The organism is Pseudomonas sp. UW4 (genome assembly GCF_000316175.1).
GTDB classification, from domain to species: domain Bacteria; phylum Pseudomonadota; class Gammaproteobacteria; order Pseudomonadales; family Pseudomonadaceae; genus Aquipseudomonas; species Aquipseudomonas laurylsulfatiphila.
In genome coordinates this window covers 1,862,351-1,879,365 of record NC_019670.1, presented here as the reverse complement: position 1 = coordinate 1,879,365, position 17,015 = coordinate 1,862,351, and the positions used below count along the sequence as shown (strand labels likewise).

Below are 17,015 nucleotides of genomic sequence, written 5' to 3'. Positions count from 1 at the left end.
TCTGAACCAAGCACCTGACGACCGGCAGCAAAAACCATTTGCCGCAAAATATTACATGCGTCATATTACAGGCATCATAATTAAGCGCCGCCTGACAGGTATCCCTCCATGACCAGCATGCCCACCGTTGAACCCGACCTGGACGCCCCGGTGCAACCGGCAAAACGTCCCCTGCTCAAGCGCCTGTTTGTGCCAACAATGGGGATTGCAGCGTTGGTGTTGGCCGGTGTGTATGGCGCGCATTGGTGGACGGCCGGGCGTTTCATCGAAGAAACCGACGATGCCTACATCGGCGGTGACGTAACGGTGATCGGGCCAAAGGTGGCGGGTTATATCGATGAAGTGCTGGTAACCGACAATCAGAAGGTCAAGGCCGGCGATGTGCTGATCCGTATCGATTCGCGCGACTACCGCGCCAACCTGGCCAAGGCCGAAGGCGCAGTGGCCGCCCAGGAAGCCTTGCTGGCCAACCTCGACGCCACCGAACAACTGCAACAGGCGGTCATCGGCCAGGCCCGTGCCGGCATCGACGCCGCCGGTGCCGAAGCCACCCGTTCGCGAGATGACGATGCCCGCTACAGAAAACTGGTGTCCACCAACGCCGTCTCGGTGGAAAGCGCCCAGCGGGCCAATGCCACGTTCAAGACCGCCCAGGCCCAAAGCAACCGCGCCCAGGCGGAGTTGCTGGCCGCTCAGCGCCAGTTGAATGTGATCGACACCCAGAAACAACAGGCCCGGGCCGCCTTGATCCAGGCCAAGGCCGAGCGTGATCTGGCGCAACTGAATGTCGGCTACACCGAACTGAAGGCACCGGTTGACGGCGTGATCGGCAACCGTCGGGCACGGGTCGGCGCCTATGCCCAGGCCGGCTCGCAATTGCTCTCGGTGGTGCCGGCCAGCGGCCTGTGGGTCGACGCCAACTTCAAGGAAGACCAACTGGCGCACATGGTGCCGGGGCAGCGGGTGGTGATCCGTGCCGACGTACTGTCGGGGCAGGAATTCCACGGTCACCTGGACAGCCTAGCCCCCGCCAGCGGTTCGCAATTCAGTGTGTTGCCGCCGGAAAACGCCACCGGCAACTTCACCAAGATCGTGCAGCGGGTGCCGGTGCGGATTCACCTCGACCCGGCCGACAGTGTGCTCGGCCACCTGCGTCCGGGTTTGTCGGTCACCGCTGAAGTGGACACGCGCAAGGAGCCTGAAGCGCCCGCCGTGGCCAGCGCGCCATGAGCCGCGCCCTCGCCGCCCCGGCGCAACCGTTCAACGCCGCGGACATGGCGACGGCGACCAAGGTCTTCGCCTTTGCCAGCATGTGCATCGGCATGTTCATTGCGCTGCTGGATATCCAGATTGTCTCGGCTTCGTTGCGTGACATCGGCGGCGGACTCTCCGCCGGCACCGACGAAACCGCGTGGGTGCAAACCAGTTACCTGATCGCCGAGATCATCGTGATCCCGCTGTCGGGCTGGTTGTCCCGGGTGTTTTCCACGCGCTGGCTATTCTGCGCATCGGCGGTCGGCTTTACCCTGACCAGCCTGCTGTGCGGCGTGGCCTGGAACATCCAGAGCATGATCGCCTTCCGCGCCCTGCAAGGCTTTCTGGGCGGTTCGATGATCCCGCTGGTGTTCACCACGGCCTTCGTGTTCTTCACCGGCAAACAACGGGTGATCGCCGCCGCGACCATTGGCGCGGTGGCATCCCTGGCACCGACACTGGGGCCAGTGATCGGTGGCTGGATCACCGACATCTCGTCCTGGCACTGGCTGTTCTACATCAACCTGGTGCCGGGGATTTTCGTCGCGGTCGCCGTGCCGATGCTGGTCAAGATCGACCAGCCTGAACTGTCGCTGCTCAAAGGCGCGGATTATTTGAGCATGGTGTTTCTGGCGCTGTTCCTCGGCTGCCTGGAATACACCCTCGAAGAAGGCCCGCGCTGGAACTGGTTCAGCGATCGCACGATCCTGACCACTGCGTGGATCAGCGGCCTGGCCGGGTTGGCATTCATCGGCCGGACCCTGCATGTGGCCAATCCGATTGTCGATCTGCGCGCCCTGAAAGATCGCAATTTCGCCCTTGGCTGCTTCTTCTCGTTCGTCACTGGCATCGGCCTGTTCGCCACCATTTACCTGACGCCACTGTTCCTCGGCCGGGTGCGTGGCTACGGTGCGTTGGACATTGGTCTGGCGGTTTTCTCCACCGGGGTGTTCCAGATCATGGCGATTCCGCTGTACGCCTTTCTGGCCAACCGCGTCGACCTGCGCTGGATCATGATGACCGGCCTCGGGCTGTTCGCGTTATCGATGTGGGATTTCAGCCCGATCACCCATGACTGGGGGGCCAGGGAATTGATGTTGCCGCAAGCCTTGCGCGGGATTGCCCAGCAACTGGCGGTGCCGCCCGCGGTAACGCTGACCCTCGGCGGCCTGGCACCGGCGCGGCTCAAACATGCATCGGGGCTGTTCAACCTGATGCGTAACCTGGGCGGGGCGATCGGTATCGCCGCCTGTGCGACCATTCTCAACGACCGTACCAACCTGCATTTCACCCGGTTGGCGGAGAACCTCAACAGCACCAACGAGGCCCTCAACCAATGGCTGTCCCAGGTCGGCAACAACTTCGCCGCCCTCGGCCAGAGCGGTGACGCCGCGGTCACCGCCAGCCTGCATCAACTCTGGTTGCTGACCTACCGCGAAGCCCAGACACAAACCTATGGCGACGCGTTTCTGATGATCGGGGTGTGCTTCGTCATCGCCACGGCGATGGTGCCCCTGATGCGCAAGGTGCAACCACCGGCCGCGCCGAGTGCCGATGCTCATTGAGGATCTTTGTCAGGAATCGACCGTTTCCCTTGGCCAGTAACTGCCCAAATTCAAGGAAAATGAGGTTGTATTGATTTGAGCATGCTGTACACGCCCCACCGGAATCTCGGTCTCGGGCACGGAACTCTCATTTCTAATTCGACAACGTGTGGGCTCTCTATGCATAACACTCAACACCATATCGGAGAAAAACGGGAACTGAACACTACTGGCTGCCACGGGAGCATTCCCTCGAAGATCTCGAACATAAACAAGCTCACCTGTCGCCGACGTCAACACAATTGATAAATATACCGAGGAAAAGTATTCATGAGCATTGGAGTTAGCGAGGAAGGTTATTTCCACCCTACGCGAAAACAAATTTATGCGTATCGATCCTATCTCACGATTGCCATTTCCTCGCAAGAGCCAAACAAAAACCGCCCCCACAATAGCAACATCAAATCCAGGCCTGACAAACTCAACCGCGCGATATTTATCGAAAAGCAAACTGCGAACAGGCTCATCAAAAGCATTAATTGCGCGCCGCATATCTTGCTTCAATAAAACCTCATTACTCAGAACAAAGTGCGGATCCCTTTCAAACGCCCTTGCACAATTATCAATTTCGGGTCTCAAATTTTCACCTGCATCAGTGCCAAGACTTACATTTACCAGTCCTTGCTCAGTCACTTTCAACCTATTGACCTGTGTATTCGAATCAATTACTGCCGATACCGTCGCATTAGACACTCCTATACGCGATGGCTCCTTATGCATTATATCAATAGTAAATCCTGGAGAAATCAGAACCGTCCCCGAGAACAACTCGGTCTTATCACCCAACATCGATCGATGAAAAACAATACGACCCTGCGCATTCCTCACTGTTATTCCCCCATATACCTGCCCCGGAAAATAATCGTGTGGCCTTTTACTAACAACTTCGACCAACAGACGCCCGAATGAAACATCTACTGCAATTCGGCAAAAATCGCCACTCAGCCCTCCCAGGCTTATGGTTTGATTTACCAGAGAACTCGCATATTTTTTTACGCACGTGCAGTTATACTCAATATGCTTGTCCTGAACCGCAACATAGTGGCAATCCCACTGATACTCGTCATCACCTATAGCCGGTAGTTGCAATGCATATACACCCAACTCCAAACTACTGACAACCACCCTTACCCCATTTATCTGTGCAACTTTGGCAGGACCCCATCCATTTCTCAGGAGCAGGGTCTTACCCTGAATCTTATCAAGTATGTTTTCATCAAAAATAAATGATACGCTGCCGATCAAACCAGTAACACTGAGATCGGCACAACTAACCAAATCCAATGGACTTCTTAGCCCCAGTTGATTTTGAATCTGCTGAATGTCGTGATTTTCAACAAGCAGATACAGAGGATAAACAGCACTGGCGTTGCTAAAGGAATTAAACTCAACTTTTTCAGGCGACAGGACAACCCCCACGTAAGACATGACTGGTGAAAAATCAACATTTCCGATATCGATACCTACTTCACTCAACAAATCCATACCGGCATAATCGGCAACGACATAACCGTCGGAATTACTGTTTAGACGAAAGCGTCGATAGAGCTCTATCAACCCAGTTTCCCCCATCGATTTAACCAGTAGCAGATAGAAAAAAAGTATCAGGTGCCCATGAGGCCCTACATCGACAAGCCCTTTATCAAATGCCGCTTTGGCATTGATATAAAGCTGTTCTTCCCCGGCACCGTACAGCCAGCCGACTTTGTAAAATTCCTCCCCCAGTTCCTTCTGTTGATACATTGCACACAAAATATTGTTCCAAATTTCACTCATCCTGACGACAGCATCACTGATGAACCGTCCTTCGTAACCATGAGATATTTCATGAAGAGAGCCCCAATTGGTAGCCCTGATATCCAACCAGAAACTCGCTACCGAATCCGAAGACTCCGCGGTCCATCCGCCTCCATAATAGGCAGCACCGCCACCTGATTTGTCCGCCTTCATGAAGTAACGGTTAGGAATATTTTTATCGGTGGGCACGCTCGGGGCAAATGAAAGACCGGCAAGATAATTGAAGTATTCAAAAACACCATCATAGTAAGCAGTCAGGCTATGCAAGCCAGATTCCACATGCAACCTGCGCAAGGCTTCTTTATCCTTAGCGGGAATTAAAATCATTGCATAATCACAAACATACAATGCATATGGTGCTGCCAATCGGTCCCACTCTTTAAAAAACACATCTGCATCCAAACCCGCCTGACAGGTTGGCAAACTTCCCCCGCCGCTTACAAACTCCACCTCAACATTAACCTGCTGGCCAGCGGTATCGGTATAAGGCGTAGTCAAAAATATGGCTGACGCATGCTCGGCGAAAACTTCTTTCCACTGAGTGGTCACTGTGTGGTGGTTCTCTTTTGCGCTGTCATCATTCAGCAAGTTCAGAGTTACCCCTATACCCGTTTCCGGGAGAGATTGACGAAATCGTATTGACTTGCCTGCCGGGACAATTAACGAAGTTGATTTTCGGTCATGAAAAATTCCTTTGCTGAGTCCCGACTTAAGCAACCAATCAGGTCGCTCAAGGCTGTAAATTGTCTGCGTGTATCTCTTAGTCTCTTCGTTAGCCATTTCAACTCGCCCATAGAAAAGCGCTGGATTTCGAAAAGACATTAGGATCAAAAACATATTTATATAACTGTCATAAATTACAGTTCGTTAGACGGTAAACCCATAAGCCCGCCATTACGCAGAGAGAAATTGAATAAATAGAGCTAATCCGGAAAAAGGAACGCCTCCGAAGTGGAGGCGTCCGTTATCAATAAGCAAGTTGGGGTGACTCAAAAATCAATGGTCCGTAGCGAGTTACCCATCCCCGCATCGATGACCTGAATGTCAGGCCTGAGGCATTTTACGGAAGCCAACCGCCAGGCGGTTCCAGCTGTTGATGGTGCTGATGGCGACGGTCAGGTCGACCATTTCCTTAGGCGTGAACTGTGCGCTGACCACTTCGTAGTCTTCGTCCGGGGCGTGGGTCTGGCTGAGCTGGGTCAGGGATTCGGTCCACAGCAGCGCAGCACGTTCACGCTCGGTGAAAAACGGCGCCTCGCGCCAGGCCGTCACGGCGAACAGACGACGCGGGGTTTCGCCCCCCTTGATCGCATCGGCGGTGTGCATGTCGATGCAGAAGGCACAGCCGTTGATCTGCGAAGCGCGCAGCTTGACCAGTTCAATCAGGCTTTTTTCCAGCGGCAGCTTCGACACTGCGGTTTCCAGGGCGATCATCGCCTTGAGGGCGTCGGGGCTGGCAGTGTAGAAATCGATACGGGGTTGCATGACGTGCTCCAGGGCAGGTGGGTGTGTCGCTACGTTAGTCCCCCGGCCGGTCTACACAAATAGCCAATATTCCAGAAGTCGAGGAGGCCATTGGCGCGGGTGTGATGGGTTTCACTCTTCACTTTTGGTGAATTCACTGCCGTCATCGCGAGCAAGCTCGCTCCCACAGGGAAATGCACTCAAATGTGGGAGCGAGCTTGCTCGCGATCCGCGCAGCGGCCATTCACCACCGAGCTCAAACCCGATTGCGCAACCACCGCAGAAAGCCCTTTTTCTCCACCGCCACCGGCAGCTCCTGAGTCAGGGTTTTCGCTTTTTGCAGCCGGTAATCGAGCAAGGCTTTCATTGCATCGTTGATGTCGTGACGGGCATCCAGACACGGCTTGAGGTATGACTTTTCGATGCGGTACAGGCCACAGAATGTCTTGGCGGTAAACTGCGCCGGCAGCGCGCTGTCGGTGAGAATACCCGCCTCGCCGATCACCTCCCCCGGCCCCATGCGTCCGGATTCGAATGGCGTTCCGTGGCGCATCAAGGTCACCGAGATCACGCCGGATTCGATAATGAACAAGTGATCGCTGACCTCCTCCGCTTCCAGGATCACCTCCCCGGCGCGAAAGGTTTGCAGGGTCATGTTCTGGCTGAACGTGTCTTTCTCCTCCTGACGCAGGGTGGAGAAAATCGGCGAGCTGTCCAGCAACGCCCGTTTGCGTGTCGAGTTGATCGGCGGGTTGGGCTCCACGCTCGACAACAAATTGACCCCGCACGCCTGCAAGTGCCGGTAGGCCAGGTCGTACAGCTGATTGCGCACTGAGCGTTTCTCGTCCATCGATGCGACAAACCCGCTGATTTCATAGACCACACCAGTGTTGCTGGCATTTTTCAGGCCGACGCTGGGCGACGGCGTCTCCAGCAGCGCACGGCACCCTTGCATGGCCCGCTCCAAGGCTTCGATCACCCTGTTCGGCCTCGCGTGGGGGCTCACTTCCAGGGATACGGAGATACCGAACATGTCGTTCGGCCTGCTGAAATTGATGATCTTGGCCTTGGCCGCCAACGAGTTGGGAATCACCGCCATGCAGCCCTGGGAGGTCTGCAGGCGGGTGGCGCGCCAGTCGATGTCGGTCACCTTGCCCTCCATGCCGTCGATGGAGATGTAGTCATCGAGTTGATAGGGCTTGGTGGTGTTGAGGACGATCCCGGAGAACACGTCGCTGAGGGTACTTTGCAACGCCAGACCGACGATGATCGCCAACGCGCCGGAGGTGGCCAACACGCCCTTGACCGGCAGTTCCAGCACATAGGCCAGGGCCGCAATCACCGCGATCAGGAAAATCACCGCGCCGAGCAAATCCTGGAGCAAGCGCCCGGTATGCCCCACCCGTTGCATCATCACCGCGCCGATCAGCACGGTCAGGGTCCGCGCGCCGAACAACCACCAGCCGATCTGCAAGCCGGTGGCGGCCAGGTGCAGCGGCACGTTATCGGCCCAGGGCGGCGGCTCCATCGGGTTCAGGCCTTCGTTGAACAACAGGAGGCTGAACAACGAAAAAATCACCACCCGCACCAGCAGCCGCCAGGCACTGCCAGCGGCACTGAGCAAGTACCACAACCCGAGATCGATCAGGATCAGCGCCATGGCGCAGATCAATGGGTGTTCAGTGAGCAATGACAGCATCAAGCAACTCCATCCAGGGCCAATGACGCGAAGATCGCATGGATTGGCACTAGTGTAGGAGCAATTGATTTGGCGGGATTCTGCAATCGCCACAAAAACAAATGTGGGAGCGGGCTTGCTCGCGAATTCAGTGTGTCAGGCAACATCTATGTTGTTTGACACACCGCTTTCGCGAGCAGGCTCGCTCCCACAGAGGGGATGCGTGAAGCCGAAGTTACTTGCTGTTGGTCAGCGTGCTGTAGCTGGTCATCAGGTTGCGGTAGTCCGGAATATGGTTGGAGAACAGCGTGCCCAACCCTTCGATATCGTTGCGCCAGTCGCGGTGCAGTTCACAGGCCAGGCCGAACCAGGTCATCAATTGCGCGCCCTGGGCGGTCATGCGGCTCCATGCCGATTCGCGGGTCAGTTCGTTGAAGGTGCCAGACGCGTCGGTGACCACGAACACATCAAAGCCTTCGGCCAGCGCCGACAGTGCCGGAAACGCCACGCAGACTTCGGTCACTACGCCGGCGATGATCAGTTGTTTCTTGCCGGTGGCCTTGATCGCCTTGACGAAGTCTTCGTTGTCCCAGGCGTTGATCTGGCCAGGGCGAGCGATGTACGGCGCATCCGGGAACTGTGCCTTGAGCTCCGGCACCAGCGGGCCGTTGGGGCCGGTTTCGAAACTGGTGGTGAGGATGGTCGGCAGCTTGAAGTACTTGGCCAGGTCGGCCAGGGCCAGCACATTGTTCTTGAATCGATCAGGATCGATGTCGCGTACCAGCGACAGCAGGCCGGTCTGATGATCCACCAGCAGAACGGCGGCGTTGTCCTTGTCCAGACGCTTGTAGGAAGTGGTCATTGCAGTAATCCTCGCAGGTTATCGATGCCGATTGGAGATCGGCGTGGGGTAGCCGGTTAGCGCTGGGAATCCAGCGCCTCGTGTTCGTTCGCCACTTGCTGGGCCTTGAGGTAGCTCTCGATCAGCAATTGATAATGCGGCATGGCCTGGGCGTAGACAGCGGCCCACTGCTCGGCATCGGGGCGGTTCCACGAGCCTTGCAGTTCGGAGAGCGTCGCCATGATGTCGATCGGCACCACCCCGGCCTGGGCCAGGCGGGCAACGGTCAGATCAGTGGCCAGTTTCGAGTGGTTGCCGGAGGCGTCGACCACCGCAAACACCTTGTAGCCTTCATGCACGGCGGCGATGGACGGGAACGCCAGGCACACGCTGGTCAGGGTGCCGGCGATCACCAGGGTTTTCTTGCCGGTGGCTTTGACCGCCGCGTGAAACTGCGGGTTGTCCCAGGCATTGATTTCGCCTTTGCGCGCCACGTACTGCGCATGGGGTGCGGCCTCGTGAATCTCGGGAATCAGCGGCCCGTTCGGCCCCTGGGGAACGGAAGCCGTGGTGATCACCGGCATCTTCAGCAGGGTCGCAGCCTTGGCCAGGGCAATGGCGTTGGCGCGCAGTTGGGGCACGTCCATGTCCTTGACGATCTGGAACAGTCCGCTCTGGTGATCGATCAACAGCATCGCGCTGTCGCTGGGATCGATGGTCGGTTTCTGGCCGTTGAAGTTGGCCGCGTAGACAGTACTCATGTGCGTTTCCTCTTTCTTTTGGGCAACAGCCATCCCTGGCCTGAAAACCGGCCTACTCATCCTGTGTAGAGTCGGGTGTTGAAGCGCTGCGAATTAAGCGTGCATCCGGCCGAAGCGTCCGGACTGGAAGTCGGCGAAGGCCTGGTGGATTTCTTGCTCGGTGTTCATCACGAACGGCCCGTGACCGACGATCGGTTCGTCGATCGGCTCGCCGCTGAGCAACAACACCACCGCGTCTTCGCTGGCTTGGAGGGTCATCTGATCGCCCTTGCGATCGAACAGGGCCAGTTGCCCCTGGCGCACCGGTTCCAGGCCATTGACCTGAACCGTGCCACGCAAGACCACCAGTGCGGTGTTGCGCCCTTCATGCAGGCCCAGGGTCAGCGACTTGCCGGCATTCAAACGAATGTCCCACAGGTCGACCGGGGTAAAGGTGCGTGCCGGGCCCTTGTGACCGTCGAACTCACCGGCGATCAGGCGCAGGCTGCCGGCGCTGTCCTTCAAGGCGATGCTCGGGATGTCAGCATCGAGAATCGTCTGGTAGCCGGGGTCGGCCATTTTGTCCCTGGCCGGCAGGTTGACCCACAGTTGCACCATCTCCAGGGTGCCGCCGCTTTTGGCGAATCCTTCGGAGTGAAACTCTTCATGCAGGATCCCCGAGGCAGCGGTCATCCATTGCACATCGCCAGGGCCGATCTTGCCGCCGCTGCCGGTGGAATCCCGGTGCTCCAGTTCGCCCTTGTAAACGATAGTCACGGTTTCAAAACCACGATGAGGATGCTGACCAACGCCACGTCGTTCGGTGGTCGGGGTGAATTCAGCGGGGCCGGCGTGATCGAGCAACAGGAACGGGCTGATGTGTTTGCCCAGGTTGTCGTAGGAAAACAGCGTGCGAACCGGAAAACCGTCGCCAACCCAATGGGTCCGTGGGCTGGTGTAGATACCGATGATGTTTTTCATGGTGTCTCCTGGTGAGGGGGTGGTGAAGCCATGGACAAAGCTTAAAACCGTGACCTTTGCTGCGCTAGACTGCAAAAATCAGCTTTAGCGTTCTATCTGGAGAACGATGGTGGAAGACCTCAACACCCTCTACTACTTCACCCAAGTGGTGGAGCATCACGGTTTCGCTGCGGCCGGCCGGGCACTGGACATGCCCAAGTCGAAGCTCAGCCGACGCATTGCCGAGCTTGAAGAACGTCTCGGCGTGCGCCTGCTGCACCGCACCAGCCGGCATTGCTCATTGACGGAAATCGGCCAGGCGTATTACCAGCGTTGCCTGGCCATGCGGGTGGAGGCGGAAAGCGCCGCCGAACTGATCGAGCGCAACCGCTCCGAGCCTCAGGGCATGGTGCGTATCAGTTGCCCGACGGCGCTGCTCAACACCTGGGTCGGGCCGATGCTGACCCGTTACATGCTCAAGTATCCGTTGGTGCAAGTGTTCATCGAGAGCACCAACCGCCGGGTCGATCTGATTCACGAAGGCTTCGACATTGCCCTGCGGGTACGCTTTCCACCGCTGGAAAACACCGACATGGTGATGAAGGTGCTGGGCAACAGCACCCAGAGCGTGGTCGGCAGCCCGGCCTTTTTATCGCGCCTGTCGACACCGGCCTCCCCGGCCGACCTCAGCGGCCTGCCGAGCCTGCACTGGGGCGCGGCGCAGCGCGAATATCAGTGGGAACTGTTCGGCGCCGATGGCAGCACGGCGATGATCCGGCATGCCCCGCGCATGGTCACCGATGACCTGTTGGCCTTGCGCCATGCGGCAGTCGCCGGGATCGGCATCGTGCACCTGCCCAGCGTGGTGGTGCGCGATGAAATCGCTGCCGGGCAACTGGTGGAACTGGTGCCGGGCTGGGCACCGAAGAGCGGAGTGATCCATGCGATATTCCCGTCGCGTCGCGGCCTGCTGCCGTCGGTGCGCACGTTGATCGATTTTCTCGGGGAAGAATTCAGCCGCAGTGATATTGCTTGAAGGCAGCGGCAAGCTTTGAGCTGAAAGCGGCAAGTTGATTGGGGGGGGGTAGCGGAGATTTTATTTCGGGCATAATATTAAATTTGATTACACCCATAATATTGAGCCCACCGAGGACTCCGTCATGCAAAGCCCTAACCGCGACGCCACCCTCGCCCAATGGATCGCCCAGGAACAGGCCATGCGCGCCCGCCTTGCCGGGCCCGGCAGTCTGTCCATGGCCGAGGTCAGCGCGTTGTCCCCCGCCGAGTTTTTCGAAGGCATTGGCAACGGCGAATTGCCCTCCCCGCCGATTGGCACGCTGATGGATTTCATCCCCATCCAATGGTCGACCGGACTGTTCATCTTCCAGGGCACGCCGGACGCTCGGCACTACAACCCGCTGGGCACGGTTCACGGCGGCTATGCTGCAACCTTGCTGGATTCATGCATGGGTTGCGCGGTCCATACACAACTGAAAAAAGGCCAGGGTTACACCACGCTGGATCTGCGCATCAGCTACGTCCGCGCGTTGAACAACGCCAGTGGACCGGTGCGTGCCGAGGGCAAGATTGTGCACTTGGGTCGCTCGACGGCGCTGGCCGAGGGGCGGATTTATGATGTGGATGGGCGGTTGTATGCGACGGGTACCACCACTTGCATGATTCTTGAACCTCGGGGCTAAGGCTTCAGACCGAGTCGCTACCTTCGCGAGCAAGCCCGCTCCCACATGGGGAATGCATTCCAAATGTGGGAGCGGGCTTGCTCGCGAAGGCGTCGGATCAGACACCATCACCCCACCAGACTGCCGATGATTCTTGATCTACGGTAAACATTGCTTTGCCAATCCAGCGGTTTTTCTCACGGATGCAGGCGCAGATACTGTCGCCCATTCCCACTGCAACCTCTGGAGTCATCAATGTCCATTCCCGCCTTCGGCCTGGGTACGTTTCGCTTGCAAGGCCAGGTGCTCATCGATTCGGTGAGCACCGCCCTGGCGCTCGGTTACCGGGTGATCGATACCGCACAAATCTACGAGAACGAAGCCGAGGTCGGCGAGGCTATCGCCGCCAGCAGCATCGCCCGGGAAGACCTGTTCATCACCAGCAAGATCTGGGTCGCCAACCTGGCCGGTGATCGACTGATCGACAGCCTGAAGGAAAGCCTGGGCAAACTGCAGACCGATTACCTGGACCTGACCCTGATCCACTGGCCTTCGCCGGACGATCAAGTGCCTGTCGCAGCGTTCATGGGCGCCCTGCTCGAAGCCAAACGCATGGGCCTGACCCGGCAGATCGGCGTGTCCAACTTCACCATCGACCTGATGAAACAGGCGATTGCGGCCATCGGCGCCGAGCACATCGCCACGAACCAGATCGAACTGCACCCGTACCTGCAAAACCGCAAGGTCGTCGCGTTCGCGCAGAGCCAGGGCATTGGCATCACGTCCTACATGACTCTGGCTTACGGTGAAGTCCTCAAGGACCCGCTCATCCAGCAGATCGCCGAACGCCTGCGAGCGACGCCGGCTCAGGTCACCCTGGCGTGGGCCATGCAATCGGGTTACTCGGTGATCCCGTCGTCCACTCGCCGGGCCAACCTCGAAAGCAACTTGAAGGCTCGCGAACTGACCTTGAGCGAGGCCGACATGGCCTTGATCGCAACACTGGATCGCGGCCACCGGTTGACCAGTCCCAAAGGCATCGCACCGAGCTGGGATTGAGCCTCAGTCCTGCTCGAGACGCAGGTCCAGGCGGGTCATGGCTTTCTGCAACTGGTCGACGGCGGCGTCGATCAGTGCCGCGCGGCCGTCATTGCACGCCCGCTCCAGTTGTTCGCAACACTCGACCAGGCCAAGCGCTTGCACCATCAGCGCCCCGCCCTTGATCCGGTGTGCCAGTGTCTGCAAACCCGGGCGGTTGTCGCTGGCGTGCAAGGCCAGCAAATGCACGCGGTCCTCACGGTTGGTCAGCGCCAGATCGTGCAGCAGTTGATCGACCAGCTCAGGGTCCGTATCCGCATAGCGCTCCAGCCCGCTCAAGTCGAACTCGGCCAAGCCTGGGTCGTCATTTGCCGCCGGGGGTGTGCTGGAAAAGCGCAGAGCCAGCCACGCCTGCAAATCCACCAGGCGAATGGGTTTGAACAGGCAATCGTCCATGCCCGCCGCCTGACAGCGGATTTTCTCCTCAGCCTGCGCATTGGCGGTAAAGCCCAGAATCAGCGTAGGCGACAACCCCTGCAGCCGCTCTTGCTCACGTATTGCGCCCGCCAATTCGTAACCGCTGAGCACCGGCATGTTGCAGTCGGTAATGACCAGTTCGAAACTCTGTTCGAAACTCTGTCCGCGCCACTGTTCAAGCCCCTGCGCCCCATCCTCCGCCAATACCACACTGTGACCCAGATAGCTCAACTGCCGCGAGAGCAGCAGGCGATTGGCCGGGTAATCGTCAACCACCAGGATCGACAACGCCCGGGTCGTGAGTTGCGCCGAGTCCTGGGGCATCCCCTCCACGGGCAACGCTTGCAGGGCGGGCAGCATCAGGCTGATGTCCACCCGCGTGCCGCGCCCAGGCTCACTATCGAGATGCAACTGCCCGCCCATCATTTCGCACAAGGTACGACTGATCACCAGGCCCAGGCCGGACCCTTGCCGGGCGGTCTGCTGATTGTTATCGGCCTGCACGAACGGGCTGAACAGGCGTTGCTGGTCGAAAGCGCTGATACCGATGCCGCTGTCCTCGATCCGTACGCTGACGGCGAGATGCGCCGGAGCTTGCGGCCGCACTCGCAGTGTCAGGCTCACCTGGCCTGCACGGGTGAACTTGATGGCGTTGCTCAGCAGATTGGACAGCACTTGTTTGAAGCGCACGGGATCGAGCATCACATCGAGGTCACTGTGTTCGGCGAGCTCGACCCGCCATTGCAGATTCTTCTGAATCGCCAGCCCTTCGAAAACCCGGCAGACCGATGTCACCAGCGCATGCAGGTTGACCCGCTCCGGCGCCAACGACAAATGCCCCGATTCGATCCGGGCGACGTCCAGGATGTCGCCGATCAAATCCAGCAATTGCTGCCCGGCATTGGAGGCCACCTCGATGGCGGCGCGGTCGGTCACCCCTTCATCGGCCCGTTTCAGCGCCAGTTCGAGCATGCCGATCAAGGCGTTCATCGGCGTGCGAATCTCATGGCTCATGGTGGCCAGGAACGTGGTCTTGGCCCGGTTGGCGTCGTCCGCCGCGTCCTTGGCTTCCTGCAATTGCCCGAGCAATTGCTGACGCTGACGAATCTGCCGCCGCTGCCAGACGATCCCGGCCAACGCGAGCAACAGCAAGACACCCGCCAGCGCAAACGCCTGCAAGATCGCCTGTCGGTGTCGCAGCCAGTAACTCTGCTCGACCACCGAGTCATAGCGCCAGGGTTGAGTCAGCTCGTCTATTTCTTCGGGAGGAATGCTTAACAGCGCCTTATCCAGAATCGAATGCAGTTCTGCAGCCTCGCGACTGGTTGCCAGAGTGCTTCGGACAGGGTTGGCACCCACGGTGCTGGTCACCTGCAGGCGATCGCGATACTGCCTGGAAATCAGGTAGCGAGCGCTGATCAAGGAGTTGATGCCGCCGTGGACCTTGCCCTGGGCGACCATTTTCATGGCGTCCGTCGACAGTGGTGCATCCACCAGCTGGATCTGCGGGTGATGCTGGCGAAGGTACTCGCCGGCAATGTTGCCCTGGGTCAGTGCCAGGGCTTTTCCCGCCATGTCTTCCAGCGTCCTGGGGCTGTCCCCGGTCGCTCGGGTCACCAGCACCGAAGGGCTGCTCAGAAACGCCCGGGTGAACAGCAGTTCATCCTCACGCTGGGAACTGAGGCCGATACCGGCCAGTACATCGACCTGCCCATTGGTGATTCCGGACACCATATCAGTCACTGATTTCATGCTCTGGATGTCGAATTGCAGCCCGGTGCGCGAAGTGATTTTCGCCAGCACATCGACGCTGATACCGCGAAACTTGCCTTCGCTGTCGATAAATGAAATCGGCGGAATATTGTCGTTGATTGCCACCCTCACCCGCGGGTGGCGTTCGAGCCAGTGCTGTTCCGCCACACTCAATTGCAATGACCGGGTGCCGTGGATAGATACGCCATTGCCCCCCCAGCGACGCAGAATGTTCATCTGTTCATTGGGGGTGATGGCCGCCAAAGCCTTGTTGACGATGCGCAACAGCGAAACGTTGTCGCGGGTCATCGCGAAGGCAAAGCGCCCGGACTCCATGGGCGAGAAGTCGGTCAGTTGCACGTTGTTCAGGTAGTTCCTGCTGATCAGGTAGTGGGCATTGATCGCATCGCCCAGATAGACATCGGCCTGGCCGAAAGCCACGGCACCCATCGCCGCCAGTGTCGAGGGAAACAGCTGGACCTGCGCCTTGGAATAGAACTGTTGCACGCTGTATTCGGGCAAGTAGTGATACAGCATCACCAACCGCTGGCCGGCCAGAGTCGAGTCAAGCACCGGAGGGGAATCGGTGCGGGTGACCAGCACCGGTTGATCGACCGCGTAGGCGCTGGACATCTGTAACTGCGGGTCCTCGGCTTCATATCGATTGGCGGTTCCCAGAAGGTCTGCCCGCCCCTCCTTGATGGCCTGCAGCGCGTCGGCTCGCGACGGATAACAGTGCACCTCTATGTCAATGTTCAACAATTGTTCGAGCAACCCGGCGTAATCGGCTGTCACGCCTTCGAATACCTTGCCCGCCGTATTGAACTCGAAGGGGGGATAGTCCGGCCCCGAGACAGCCAGCACCAATTTGCCCTTTTGCTGCAGCCAGCGTAACTCGGTGTCCGACAACCTGACGCTCAGGCCTTCGGCACTCGAGCGTCCCAACAGGGTCAACGACTGTTGCGCACAGACCGTCGGTACCCAAAGAAGAAGGCCCGTCAGCAACCAACCAGCCAGTCGTCGGAGAACGTTCATTCAGATCAGATGATTGCGCAGGGCGAAATCCCTCAAGTGCACCGACGAGCTCATGTTGAGCTTGAGGATGAGCCGGGTCTTGTAGGTACTGACGGTCTTGTAGCTCAGGTGCATGATCTCGGCGATCTCCAGGTTTTTCGAGCCCCGGGCCAGGTACTGCAGAATGGTCAGTTCACGATTGGAGAGTTTGTCGATCAACTGCTTTTCACTACGTTGCAACTGCCCCATCGCCACGGAGCTCGAGGGGGTCTGGGCGAAATAGGTGTAGCCGGCCATCACCGAATTCACCGCCGCCTTCAAGTCATCCAGGTCCTTGCTCTTGGAAACATAGGCCACAGCCCCGGCGCGCATGCAGCGGTCCTGATAAAACTGCGCCTCCAGCGAGGTGAACACCACCACGCGACATCGGGTGTTTTCAGCCTTTATGCGATCCATCACCTCAAGCCCCGCCACCCCGGGAAGACCCAGATCAAGCAACACGACATCCGGTTGATGCTCCCGGATCAACGACAGGACCTCATCGCCACGGGAGGCCTCGTAAATCCGCGTGAACCCTTCACCCTTGAGTATGAGTTTGATCATGGAGCGAACCACCGGATGATCTTCCACAATCAGTGCTGACTTCATGACAACTCCCGTGCAAAACAACACGATCGGGCCAAAAAAAGCCCTCCAGACACTGCAGCGGTTGGGCAC

The 17,015-nt window shown here is 58.3% G+C and carries 13 protein-coding genes; 5 read left to right on the top strand and 8 right to left on the bottom strand.

Annotation, left to right across the window (positions count from 1 at the left end; genetic code table 11):
- Window positions 1-108 precede the first annotated feature (108 nt).
- Both PPUTUW4_RS08145 and PPUTUW4_RS08140 read left to right on the top strand, forming a co-directional pair.
- Window positions 109-1,230, top strand: a complete 1,122-nt coding sequence (locus PPUTUW4_RS08145) for an HlyD family secretion protein (RefSeq protein WP_015094188.1) — start codon at window positions 109-111, stop codon at window positions 1,228-1,230.
- Complete coding sequence (locus tag PPUTUW4_RS08140) at window positions 1,227-2,819, top strand: DHA2 family efflux MFS transporter permease subunit (RefSeq protein ID WP_015094187.1); 1,593 nt, start codon at window positions 1,227-1,229, stop codon at window positions 2,817-2,819. The genes PPUTUW4_RS08145 and PPUTUW4_RS08140 overlap by 4 nt, the downstream gene beginning before the upstream one ends.
- A 9-nt stretch (window positions 2,820-2,828) precedes the next feature.
- Here PPUTUW4_RS08140 and PPUTUW4_RS08135 read toward each other — a convergent pair whose 3' ends face one another.
- The 6 genes from PPUTUW4_RS08135 to PPUTUW4_RS08110 form a co-directional block, all read right to left on the bottom strand.
- Window positions 2,829-5,435, bottom strand: a complete 2,607-nt coding sequence (locus PPUTUW4_RS08135) for a putative mucin/carbohydrate-binding domain-containing protein (RefSeq protein ID WP_144443074.1) — start codon at window positions 5,433-5,435, stop codon at window positions 2,829-2,831.
- 264 nt (window positions 5,436-5,699) lie between these two features.
- A complete protein-coding gene (locus tag PPUTUW4_RS08130; protein ID WP_015094185.1) occupies window positions 5,700-6,140 on the bottom strand; it encodes a carboxymuconolactone decarboxylase family protein in 441 nt (146 codons plus the stop codon).
- Window positions 6,141-6,375: 235 nt separating this feature from the next.
- Window positions 6,376-7,818 carry a mechanosensitive ion channel domain-containing protein gene (locus PPUTUW4_RS08125; RefSeq protein ID WP_015094184.1) on the bottom strand — a complete coding sequence of 481 codons (1,443 nt, stop codon included), beginning with the start codon at window positions 7,816-7,818 and terminating at the stop codon, window positions 6,376-6,378.
- 214 nt (window positions 7,819-8,032) lie between these two features.
- Entirely contained in the window at window positions 8,033-8,659 is a 627-nt protein-coding gene (gene ycaC, locus PPUTUW4_RS08120) for an isochorismate family cysteine hydrolase YcaC (RefSeq protein WP_007977984.1), read from the bottom strand.
- A gap of 56 nt (window positions 8,660-8,715) precedes the next feature.
- Window positions 8,716-9,399: an isochorismatase family protein gene (locus PPUTUW4_RS08115; RefSeq protein WP_015094183.1), complete on the bottom strand. Its 684-nt coding sequence runs from the start codon at window positions 9,397-9,399 to the stop codon at window positions 8,716-8,718.
- Between the two features lie 93 nt (window positions 9,400-9,492).
- A complete protein-coding gene (locus PPUTUW4_RS08110) occupies window positions 9,493-10,359 on the bottom strand; it encodes a pirin family protein (protein ID WP_015094182.1) in 867 nt (288 codons plus the stop codon).
- A 106-nt stretch (window positions 10,360-10,465) separates the two neighbouring features.
- On the opposite strand from PPUTUW4_RS08110, the gene PPUTUW4_RS08105 reads away from it, so the two are divergent.
- The 3 genes from PPUTUW4_RS08105 to dkgB all read left to right on the top strand — a co-directional run bounded on the left by PPUTUW4_RS08105 (window position 10,466) and on the right by dkgB (window position 13,076).
- Window positions 10,466-11,374, top strand: coding sequence for a LysR family transcriptional regulator (locus PPUTUW4_RS08105; RefSeq protein WP_041474809.1), 909 nt, complete (start codon window positions 10,466-10,468; stop codon window positions 11,372-11,374).
- Window positions 11,375-11,498: 124 nt separating this feature from the next.
- Window positions 11,499-12,038, top strand: a complete 540-nt coding sequence (locus PPUTUW4_RS08100) for a PaaI family thioesterase (RefSeq protein ID WP_015094180.1) — start codon at window positions 11,499-11,501, stop codon at window positions 12,036-12,038.
- A gap of 234 nt (window positions 12,039-12,272) precedes the next feature.
- Window positions 12,273-13,076, top strand: a complete 804-nt coding sequence (dkgB, locus tag PPUTUW4_RS08095) for a 2,5-didehydrogluconate reductase DkgB (RefSeq protein WP_015094179.1) — start codon at window positions 12,273-12,275, stop codon at window positions 13,074-13,076.
- A 3-nt stretch (window positions 13,077-13,079) separates the two neighbouring features.
- Here dkgB and PPUTUW4_RS08090 read toward each other — a convergent pair whose 3' ends face one another.
- Entirely contained in the window at window positions 13,080-16,319 is a 3,240-nt protein-coding gene (locus tag PPUTUW4_RS08090; protein WP_015094178.1) for a transporter substrate-binding domain-containing protein, read from the bottom strand.
- Window positions 16,320-16,946, bottom strand: a complete 627-nt coding sequence (locus PPUTUW4_RS08085; protein ID WP_015094177.1) for a response regulator transcription factor — start codon at window positions 16,944-16,946, stop codon at window positions 16,320-16,322.
- Window positions 16,947-17,015 lie beyond the last annotated feature (69 nt).